General features: G+C 65.4%; 8 protein-coding genes and 2 pseudogenes. 3 read left to right on the top strand and 7 right to left on the bottom strand.

Annotated elements, in window-relative coordinates; genetic code table 11:
* From LT948_RS32725 to LT948_RS32710, 4 genes and pseudogenes are all read right to left on the bottom strand, one after another.
* Positions 1–150 (bottom strand): annotated as a pseudogene (locus LT948_RS32725) (HlyD family secretion protein); the annotation flags it as partial.
* A 96-nt stretch (positions 151–246) separates the two neighbouring features.
* Positions 247–546: a DUF5862 family protein gene (locus LT948_RS32720; protein ID WP_003111247.1), complete on the bottom strand. Its 300-nt coding sequence runs from the start codon at positions 544–546 to the stop codon at positions 247–249.
* 308 nt (positions 547–854) lie between these two features.
* The gene (locus LT948_RS32715; RefSeq protein ID WP_023092409.1) at positions 855–2,648 is read right to left on the bottom strand and encodes a cholesterol oxidase substrate-binding domain-containing protein; all 1,794 of its coding nucleotides are present in this window, start codon (positions 2,646–2,648) and stop codon (positions 855–857) included.
* A gap of 131 nt (positions 2,649–2,779) precedes the next feature.
* Positions 2,780–3,079: a hypothetical protein gene (locus LT948_RS32710; RefSeq protein ID WP_003093477.1), complete on the bottom strand. Its 300-nt coding sequence runs from the start codon at positions 3,077–3,079 to the stop codon at positions 2,780–2,782.
* A gap of 758 nt (positions 3,080–3,837) precedes the next feature.
* On the opposite strand from LT948_RS32710, the gene tyrS reads away from it, so the two are divergent.
* Complete coding sequence (gene tyrS / locus LT948_RS32705; RefSeq protein ID WP_023092410.1) at positions 3,838–5,076, top strand: tyrosine--tRNA ligase; 1,239 nt, start codon at positions 3,838–3,840, stop codon at positions 5,074–5,076.
* A gap of 28 nt (positions 5,077–5,104) precedes the next feature.
* On the opposite strand, the gene LT948_RS32700 is transcribed toward tyrS, so the two are convergent.
* Positions 5,105–6,361, bottom strand: coding sequence for an OprD family porin (locus LT948_RS32700; RefSeq protein WP_003093475.1), 1,257 nt, complete (start codon positions 6,359–6,361; stop codon positions 5,105–5,107).
* A gap of 364 nt (positions 6,362–6,725) precedes the next feature.
* On the opposite strand from LT948_RS32700, the gene LT948_RS32695 reads away from it, so the two are divergent.
* Both LT948_RS32695 and hpaR read left to right on the top strand, forming a co-directional pair.
* On the top strand, positions 6,726–7,934 hold the full coding sequence (locus LT948_RS32695) for a Bcr/CflA family multidrug efflux MFS transporter (protein ID WP_003093473.1): 1,209 nt from the start codon (positions 6,726–6,728) through the stop codon (positions 7,932–7,934).
* 85 nt (positions 7,935–8,019) lie between these two features.
* On the top strand, positions 8,020–8,442 hold the full coding sequence (gene hpaR / locus LT948_RS32690) for a homoprotocatechuate degradation operon regulator HpaR (RefSeq protein WP_003093470.1): 423 nt from the start codon (positions 8,020–8,022) through the stop codon (positions 8,440–8,442).
* 15 nt (positions 8,443–8,457) lie between these two features.
* Here the strand turns inward: hpaR and LT948_RS32685 are convergent, their stop codons facing one another.
* Positions 8,458–8,700: a hypothetical protein gene (locus LT948_RS32685; RefSeq protein ID WP_003093468.1), complete on the bottom strand. Its 243-nt coding sequence runs from the start codon at positions 8,698–8,700 to the stop codon at positions 8,458–8,460.
* Positions 8,701–8,788: 88 nt separating this feature from the next.
* Positions 8,789–9,005, bottom strand: a pseudogene (locus LT948_RS32680) (cytochrome C oxidase Cbb3); the annotation flags it as partial.

Genomic DNA, 9,005 nt, shown 5'->3' with positions numbered 1-9,005 from the left:
GGTGTAGCTGCCGAACAGGAAGAAGCCCACCACCAGCAGCGCCATAGCCGCGGCTAGCAGGGTGAGAAAAGAGAAGGAGACCGGGCGGATCAGCACGATCTCGCCCAGGCCGCCGGCATGCTGGGCGTCGAGGGCTTCCTGGCGAAACATGGTGGCTGGATCCTGGATTCGAATAATACTTGCATGACACTCCGACACCCTTGCGAAAGTTCAAACGCATGAAGTGCCGGAGTGCGACTTTTCTAATTAGATGGTGGTGCGGCCTACATCACCGGGACCGAAGTTTTCCCGGTATTGGCCCAAGTAACCGACAGCCGTCTCTGCATTGGTGAAGAGACCGACCGTGCCCCCGGCAATAGCGCCCATCGCGGTTGGCACGACCAGGCCGACCAACTGGGAAAGTGCGCCGAAGCCGAAGCCGCCGGCACCGCCCCATTTCCCGCCGATTGCCATGCCCGTCGCGGCGCCGTCGACGGCGCCTACGATCATGCCGGAAAGAGTTCCACCCGAAACGCAGGTGACTTCAATGTCATTGAGTTCTTTCATTTCATATATCTCCTTTAGGCTTCCCGTGAGTCTGGAAAGCCATTCGATGGTACTAATCCGAAAGAGTGGGATGAACTGCCAGGATTAGCGGTTTTTCATGGGCTCGATAGTTCGTTTGACAATGAGTTTCAATATTCGGCGGATGAAGGTTTGCCACTCCGGGTAAACTTTGCGAATGATTAAGGCCGGTTCGTGCGACACCTCGATAAGACCTGTTGAACAAGTCAACGCCGTATCGAGGGCTCATTCATATCGGCTCCGGCGAACCGCTCTTCGTCCGAGTCAGTACGGCCTCGCATAGCGGCATTTCATGGCATCAGCCGGTCGAGCAGCGGCGAGCTGAACAGCCGATGCGGATCGGCTTCGTTCAACTGGCGCGCCGCGGCGTCCCAATCGTTGTCTGCGACCAGGCCCTGGCGTAGCGACTGCGCCACCAACTGGTCGACCACCGTCGGCTCGTCCCAGGCGGCGGCGGGGCTGTAGCCCCAGCCCTTGCTCCACTCCACCCGCAGCGAGGCGTAGTCGCCGCTGAAGTGGTCGAACAGCCAGGCCTCGAACTCGTGGTAGAAGGCGTTGGCCTGCGGAGTGCCGGGCAGGCTGAGGATGTCCAGCCAGATCGCCGTGTCCCACTCCGGCTGGTCGGGGCGCGGACGGATCGCCGACAGGCTGGGCACCTGGGCGCCGGGAACGATCGACTCGCCGGGCTGGTCGAGCCCGCTGACGCGAATCTCCACCGGGCCGTTCATGGGGTAGTGGCCGTTGGCGCGGTAGGCGGCGACCATCGTCTGGTACTGCAGGTAGAACTCGTTGATCACCCGCTGCACGTCGCGACGCCGGGTCAGCACCGCGTAGCCGTTGGCGGTGACGCGCAGGGTGCTGGGCTTGATGTACAGCAGCAGGTCCTTGCTCCAGCCCCAAAGGTCGTAGCCCAGGGTCAGCGCCATGCCGCCCACTACCAGGTCGTACTGCAGCTTGCCGAGCAGCGGGGTGAGTTCCGGGTGGCCGGTATTGATCGCCGCCAGCAGGTCGGACAGCGCCTTGGGAATGTTGTCGGAGAAGGGGTAGTTGAACGGGCCGTTGACCGCGCGGGCACCGAACGGGCAGCGCGGGGTCGGCGTCCAGACCTTCAGCCAGGGCTTGTCGGTGAAGGGGAACCAGATGGCCTCGGCGCGTCCGCTCTTTTGCAGGAAGCTGTCGAAGGTCCTTCCGCCGCTGCCGGCCGCGGCGAACATCTCGCTCGCCGGGATGTTCACGTAGCTCTGGCAGCGCATGCGCTTGTTGACCCCGGCCTGGAGGGTCGCCTCGACGATGAAGGCGCGTCCGAGGTGGACGAGGAACGGCGCGCAGGCCGGATCGTCGCGGCGGAAGGTCTTCAGCACGTATTGTCCGGCGGCGCCGTCCCAGACCACCGCGGTCAGCGCCACGATGCTGTTGCTCAGGGAGCCGTAGCTCTGCCCCGGCAGGCGGCTTTCGCCCTGCGCCGGGATGCCGGTGCCGTGGCCGTCGATGGCGAGCACCCCGCCGAGGGTCAGGTCGCCCGGCGCCGGCGTGGCGACGAAGCCGAGCTTGACCCGCTCCAGCTGTTTCAGCAGGGCTTCCATGGTGACGCCGGTCTGCGCGCTGAACAGGCCGAACTCGCCCTGGGCGTCGATCCGTACGCGGGTCAGGTAACGGCTGGTTTCCACCAGCATGATGCGGCTCTCGCAGTTCTCGCCGCCTTTCAGCAGCAGCGGGGACCAGTTGTGACCCATGCCGCGCGGGCGCACCTTGAAGCCGTTCTGCCAGGCCCAGTTGACCACCGCGAGAACCTCTTCGTTGGTGCGCGGGGCGCAGCTCCAGAGGTCGTCGGCGGCGATTTCCCCCGACCAGTTGCGGAACGCCCGCCGATAAAGTTCGAGGCCGGCCGGAAAGCCTGCCGGCGCCGGACAGCTGCTGGCGGCGGCTTCGGCGGGCTGGATGACGAAGGCCGGGGTCCAGCCGGCCACCAGGCCGACCGCGCCGAGCGTGGCACTCTTGCCGAGGAAGCTGCGGCGCGACAGACCGCCGGACTCCTGGTCGGGATCGTCGACGAAGGCGTCGGCTTGCTGGATGGGGTCGTGCATGGCGGTTCTCCTGATCGGGGCGCTGGTCGCCCCTTCCCGGTTGCCGGGTCCTTGGTCGCCGCCGGGGGCGCCCAGGCCTCCGGCGACTGGGGAGGCCCGCTCCGCGACGGGAGCGGGCCGAGGTCCTGGGATCAGGTCCACTCGGTGTCGTAGTGGTAATCGATACGGCTGGTATCGCCGCCGAGCAGGCCGCCGACCGCGGCGACGCCCTTGAACACGCCGTAGCCGAGGGTGTCGGCCAGTTGATGGATGGGGGTCAGGCCGACGGCGTTGAACACCTTGCCGACCGAAGAGATGACCGACGTGTTGAGCAGGTCGTTGGACACCTTGACCACATCGACGATGGCATCGCCGACGAAGCTGAAGAGTCCGGCGCCCGATACCTGGTCGATTTCATCGAAGCTCAGTTCCTGAAGTGTGGCGAGTTGCATGGCGCTATTCCTTCATCAATCAAGTTTTGAGCGATAGCCGGCCCTCTCGCATAAACATCGGTTTGCGAAGATAGACTGACTATCGGTTGCCAGCCGCTCTGGAAAAGTACTTTGCCGGCTGGTCGCTGAAAATTACTGATCTGCCGGCGAGAGTGTCAATCTGGGAAGTTGATAGGGTGAACTTGGAATATCCATGTTAGGCAAATGACGCCGATATTTTGTCAGTGGAATTGGTCGATGTTTTTTCGAATGCCGCGATAAGCATATGGATATTGCTGATCCATTGATATTCGTGGGTGCTGGGAAGCGGTTCGCTATTTTTACGAGATGATGCGCCAATCCAGAAAAGTATCGAATTATTGCTTTCGGAAAAAATTCAACTGCCTTGCTGATAGGTTTCTTCCGGTCGAGTTATTGAAGTACACGTCCGGTCGGGCGTTGTTTTTCAAAGTAGAGAAACCGGCGTCATAAATTTGTGCGGATAACTGGCGGGTAAACTTTCCCAGGCTGCGCTTCTGTTGCGAGGAAGTGCCTCGGTTCCTGTCGAGGCGCTTTCCAGCCTTGACAGCCCGGCACAGGCGCGTAGAGTGCCGCGCATGAATCGTGCAGCCCTGACCTTCAAGCGCTATTACGCCTATCTGCTCCCTCATTGAGGCGGTAGATGCGTCGCTGCATTCCCGAACCGCCCGAGGCGGCGGTCCGGTGAACTCCCTCCTAACCTGTCTCCTCGGGCATCCACCGTGCCAAAGGAGATACCCGTGTCCGTCCCGACCCATCAGCAAGACCTGATCGCCCTGCTCGAAGAGCGTGGCTTCGTCCACCAGTGCACCGACCGCGACGGCCTCGCCGCGCACCTGGCCGCCGGTCCGGCAACCGCCTACCTGGGCTTTGACGCCACCGCCGACAGCCTGCACGTCGGCCACCTGCAGGGCCTGATGCTGATGCGCTGGCTACAGAAGGCCGGGCACCGCCCGTTGCTGCTGATCGGTGGCGCGACCACCCGGATCGGCGATCCGAGCTTCCGCGATTCGAGCCGGCCGATCCTCACCGAGGCGCAGATCCAGGCCAACATCGACGGCATCGCCCGGGTTTTCTCGCGCTACGTCGAACTGCACGACGACAGCCTGGTGAACAACGCCGAATGGCTGGACGGCGTCGGCTACCTGGAGTTCCTCGACCGGGTCGGCCGGCACTTCTCGATCAACCGCCTGCTGACCTTCGACGCCATCAGGCAGCGCCTGGACCGCGAGCATTCGCTGTCGTTCCTCGAGTTCGGCTACACCCTGCTGCAGGCCTACGATTTCGTCGAACTGTCGCGCCGGCGCGGCTGCACCCTGCAACTCGGCGGCGCCGACCAGTGGGCGAACATCATCAACGGCGTGGAGCTGTCGCGACGCCAGGGCGGCGCCCAACTGTTCGGCCTGACCATGCCGCTGCTGGCCACCAGCGACGGGCGCAAGATGGGCAAGTCGGCGCAGGGTGCGGTATGGCTCAACGCCGAGCGCCTGGCGCCGTTCGACTTCTGGCAGTTCTGGCGCAACTGCGACGATCGCGACGTCGGTCGCTTCCTCGCCCTGTTCAGCGAACTGCCGATGGATGAGGTGCGCCGCCTGGGCGCCTTGCAGGGCGCCGAACTGAACGAAGCGAAGGTGGTCCTGGCCAATGCCGCCACCGCCCTGGCGCACGGCGAGCACGCCGCGCGATCCGCCGCCGATGCCGCGCGCGGGGTGTTCGCCGACGGTACGCGGGACAGCGGCCTGCCGATGATGAAGCTATCCCGCGCGCGCCTGGCGCAGGGACTGTCGCTGACCGACCTGCTGCTGGAGCACGCGATCCAGCCCTCCCGCAGCGCGGTCCGCCGCCTCGCCGCCGGCGGCGGCCTGCGCCTGGACGGCACGCCGGTCAGCGATCCGGACGCGCCGCTGGCGGGCGAGGTCGACGGGCTGCGCCTGAGCCTGGGCAAGAAGCAGCATTTGCAACTGCGACTCGAGGATTGAGGTGCCTGCGGCCCCAAGGGGCCGCGCTTCACCAGAGCTTCAGCGTGTAATTGACGATGAAGCGGTTCTCGTCCAGGTCCGCACCGTAGCGGCTGCGGTAGGTGATGTTGCGCCATTTCAAGGCGACGCTCTTCAGCGGTCCGCTCTGGATCACGTAGGACAGGTCGGTGTTGCGCTCCCATTCGCTGTCGTCGGCGCGGCCGGCGCCGCGGTCGATGTCGCGGCCCTGTACATAGCGGGTCATGAGGTTCAGGCCGGGCAGGCCGAGGCCGGCGAAGTCGTAGTCGTAGCGCAGTTGCCAGGATTTCTCCTGCGGTCGGGTGAAGGTCTGGTAGGCCATGAGGTTGGCCACGTAGGGCGTGGTGTAGCCGTTGAGCACCGGAAAGGCGTCGTTGCCGATCATCTTCTGGACACCGATGCCGAAGGCGTGGGCGCCGGCGCGCAGGGTGAGCATGGCGTTGAGGTTGCGATTGTCCACCGGCCCGGAGATCGCCGCGCCGTCTTCGCCGCTGTCGAAGTAGCGTAGGTCGCTGCGCAGCGACAGCCCTTCGCCCAGCGGCAGGGTGTGCAGCAGGCCGAGATAGTGCTGCTGGTAGATGTCCTTGAGCTGGCCGTAGTAATAGCTGGCGCTGAGCCGAGGGGTGAAGGCGTAGGTCGCGCCGGCGAGATTGAACTCGTCGCTGGCGTGGGCCTTGTCGCGGCCCATGATGTACATGTCGTCGCTGCCGGCCGACTCGCGGGTGCGCGACTTCCACAATTGCCCCGCGGTGAGGGTGAGACCCTCGATCTCGCTGGAGGTCAGCAGCGCGCCGTCGAAGGTCTGCGGCAACAGGCGCACGTCGTCGCGGAACGCCACCGGCAGTTGCGGCATGAGGATGCCGACCTGTAGCTGGGTCTGCGAATAGCGCAGCTTGGCGGTCAGGCCGAGGTGACTGTAGTCGTCCACCGGCTCCTTCGAATTCGCTCCGAACGGCAGCGTGCCATCGTTGCTACGCCCGCGTCCCGAGTCGAGCTTGACGCCGAGCAGCCCGGTAGCGTCCAGGCCGAAGCCGAGCGGGCCGTCGGTGAAACCGGATTGCAGGCGCAGGACGAAGCCCTGCGACCAGTTGCCGGCCTGCGATTGGGGCGCATCGTGCTGGCGGTAGTCGCGCAACTGGTAGAAGTTGCGGAGGTCGAGGTGGGCGCTGCTGTCCGCGAGGAATTCCGCTTGCGCGGCGAGGGGCAGGAGGCCGAGGCCAAGCGCATAGCTGCGCCAGGCGCACGGGCGGGGGCATGCCGTGATCATCGATTCTTCCCTTGGTTGTTGTTCTTGTAGGTATGGGTGACGCCGATTGCACGGTGAGTTTTAGCATATTGTTAACTTGTTAATGAAGTATTGGCGATCCTCCCGGAAGCTTCGCTAGCTTCTGTCCCTTTCCATGCTTGCCGATCATGGAGGGTACGGCGCTGGAGAGCGAAACCGACCTGGAATCTTTCGCCTTCTGCGCATTTTGTTAATCTGTTAACGTTGTCGGCCCGCGAAAGGAGCCAGGCCCGCGCGCTGCCAGGGTGAACGAGGTCGCGTCGTGGGGATTTCCCGGACGGCGAACTTGCATCCGCGTGCACGGCGGTGTCGTCTGGACCGAAAGGCGAAGAAGAGGAGGGCGAACGTGCCTGCGAGTGCATCGAGGATTCAGCTCGGAAGCGGCGAACGACGCCTGTTGCTGCTGTTGTCGGCGCTGGTGGCGTTCGGCCCGCTGTCGATCGACATGTATTTGCCGAGCCTGCCGGCGATCGCCGCCGATCTCGGCGCCAGCGATGCCCAGGTGCAGCGGAGCATCAGCGGCTTCCTGGTCGGCTTCTGCGTCGGCATGCTGTTCTACGGCCCCTTGTCCGACCGTTTCGGCCGGCGCCCGGTGCTGCTGGCCGGTATTGCCTTGTACCTGTTCAGCAGCCTGGCCTGCGCGCTGGCCGACAGCGCGGGGCAACTGGTCCTGCTGAGGGTGCTCCAGGCCCTCGGCGGCGGCGCCGCGTCGGTGCTGGCGCGGGCCATGGTGCGCGACCTCTATCCGTTGGGCGAGGCCGCCCGGATGCTGGCATTGATGCACATGGTGACCATGCTGGCACCGCTGGCCGCGCCGCTGCTCGGCGGCTACCTGATGCTCTGGGCCGGCTGGCGCGCGTTGTTCGTGGTCCTGGCGCTGTTCGCCGGGCTCTGCCTGCTGGCGGTCTGGCGGGTCGCCGAAAGCCACCCGCCGGAGCGCCGCGGCGGCAGCCTGGCCCAGGCCTTTCTCGCCTATGGGCGGCTGCTCGGCGACCGTCGCGCGCTGGGCTACGTGCTGTGCATGGGGCTGGCGTTCGCCGGGATGTTCGCCTACATCAGCGCCGCGCCCTTCGTGTTCATCGAGCATTTCGGCGTGCGCGCGGAGCGCTTCGGCTGGTTCTTCGGCCTGAACATCCTCGGCGTGATGCTCGCCACCTGGTGCAGCGCGCGCCTGGTGCGCCGCCACGGTCCGCGGCCGCTGCTGCGGGCCGGCAGCCTGCTGGCCTGCGTGTCCGGGCTGTTCCTCCTCGGCTATGCGGCGCTCGGCGAGCGGGGCGGGTTGTGGGCGCTGGTGCCGGGGTTGCTGTGCTTCGTCAGCGTCACCGGCCTGCTCGGCGCCAACTGCATCGCCAGCCTGCTGGCGTTGTATCCCGGACAGGCCGGGGCGGCTTCGGCGGTGGCGGTGTCCGGGCAGTTCGGCCTCGGCTGCCTGGCCAGCCTGGCGGTCGGCTGGCTGGCGTTGCCCGGCGTGCTGCCGATGGCGCTGGTGATGGCCGTCTGCGGCGTCGGCAGCCTGCTCGCGCTGGGCTTGGCCCTGCACGGCGGAAACCGTTGATTTCCTTCTGCATACCCGCATGCAGCCTGTGTTTTTTCCGCTACTCTTCTGCACTTTCGAAACCAGTCATCCAAGCTCGGACCCTATGTCAACGCCAAGACCCTCCCTGACCCTGACCCTGTTGCAGGCTCGCGAAGCCGCGATGAGTTTCTTCCGTCCCTCCCTCAACCAGCACGGCCTCACCGAGCAGCAGTGGCGGGTGATCCGCATCCTGCGCCAGCAGGGCGAGATGGAGAGCTACCAGTTGGCCAACCAGGCCTGCATCCTGCGTCCGAGCATGACCGGCGTGCTGGCGCGCCTGGAGCGCGACGGCATCGTCCGGCGCTGGAAGGCGCCAAAGGACCAGCGGCGGGTCTACGTGAACCTGACGGAGAAGGGCCAGCAGTGCTTCGTCTCCATGAGCGGCGACATGGAGAAGAACTACCAGCGCATCCAGGAGCGGTTCGGCGAGGAAAAGCTCGCGCAGTTGCTGGAACTGCTCAACGAGCTGAAGAAGATAAAGCCCTGAAGCGACTGGCCGGCGTCATGCCGGCCAATTCTTGTCCCAGTGCCGGCAGTCGCCCTGGCAGCGACCGGGACAGCCGCAGCCGGTGCGGCTCCTGCCGGTTTCCCGCTCGACCCGGCGGGCCACCTCCTCGTCGTCGGCGAACGGCAGCATGCTCGCCTGGTCCAGGGTCTTGGCGTGGCGCAGGCTCCAATGCACGCCGAAGAACAGCACGGCGACCGCCAGCAGCTCCAGCAGGATCTCGCTCCAGCTGAATTCCATGATGATTCTCCTCGTCGGCTGTCGAGCCTTGCCCGCAGCGTGGCGGGCGAGGCTCGGGAAGGGAAGGGAAGGGACGCGCTGTCGCGGCTCAGGCCATGCGGGCCGCCGCGAGGATTCCTTCCGGGCGCGCCTGGCGTACCGTGCGCCAGGTGTTGTAGCTCATCAGCAGCATGCCGGTGAGGAAGAACCCGCCACCGACCAGGCGCACGATGAAGCCCGGATGGCTGGCCACCAGCGACTCGACGAAGGAGTAGGTCAGCGTGCCGTCCTCGTTGACCGCGCGCCACATCAGGCCCTGGGTGATG

This window comes from Pseudomonas sp. CP-1, assembly GCF_021213715.1.
In the GTDB taxonomy this organism is placed as follows: domain Bacteria; phylum Pseudomonadota; class Gammaproteobacteria; order Pseudomonadales; family Pseudomonadaceae; genus Pseudomonas; species Pseudomonas aeruginosa.
The sequence above is the reverse complement of the archived record's forward strand: the minus strand, read 5'-3'. Positions and strand labels throughout refer to the sequence as shown.

Coding starts and splice junctions, on each gene's coding strand:
- LT948_RS32720 (WP_003111247.1), bottom strand. CDS start 546: ATGAAAGAACTCAATGACATTGAAGTCACCTGCGTTTCGGGTGGAACT.
- LT948_RS32715 (WP_023092409.1), bottom strand. CDS start 2,648: ATGCACGACCCCATCCAGCAAGCCGACGCCTTCGTCGACGATCCCGAC.
- LT948_RS32710 (WP_003093477.1), bottom strand. CDS start 3,079: ATGCAACTCGCCACACTTCAGGAACTGAGCTTCGATGAAATCGACCAG.
- LT948_RS32700 (WP_003093475.1), bottom strand. CDS start 6,361: ATGATCACGGCATGCCCCCGCCCGTGCGCCTGGCGCAGCTATGCGCTT.
- hpaR (WP_003093470.1), top strand. CDS start 8,020: ATGTCAACGCCAAGACCCTCCCTGACCCTGACCCTGTTGCAGGCTCGC.
- LT948_RS32685 (WP_003093468.1), bottom strand. CDS start 8,700: ATGGAATTCAGCTGGAGCGAGATCCTGCTGGAGCTGCTGGCGGTCGCC.